This is a genomic window from Massilia sp. CT11-108 (genome assembly GCF_047302915.1).
Taxonomy (GTDB): Bacteria; Pseudomonadota; Gammaproteobacteria; order Burkholderiales; family Burkholderiaceae_D; genus Telluria; species Telluria orientalis.
The window spans coordinates 1-274 of sequence record NZ_JBKYMO010001501.1; the positions used below are offsets into that span (position 1 = coordinate 1).

General features: G+C 69.3%; 1 protein-coding gene. It reads left to right on the forward strand.

Annotated features, from left to right (window positions below):
• On the forward strand, positions 1-274 hold a 274-nt coding region (locus ACEN88_RS35415), incomplete at both ends, for an acyl-CoA dehydrogenase family protein (RefSeq protein ID WP_413347080.1).

Genomic DNA, 274 nt, shown 5'->3' on the forward strand with positions numbered 1-274 from the left:
TCCTGACGCCGGCCGGCAAATACTGGCTGTGCAAGCGCGGCCCCGCGTTCGGCGCCGAGGCGATGGAAGTCATGGGCGGCAACGGCTATGTCGAGGACGGCCCGCTGGCGCGCCTGTACCGGGAATTCCCCGTCAATTCGATCTGGGAAGGCTCCGGCAACGTGATGTGCCTCGACGTGCTGCGGGCGTTTTCCAAGGGCCCGGAGACGCGCGACGCGCTGGCGGCGGAACTGGCGCTCGCCTCCGGCCGCGACAGCCGCTTCGACGCGTATTG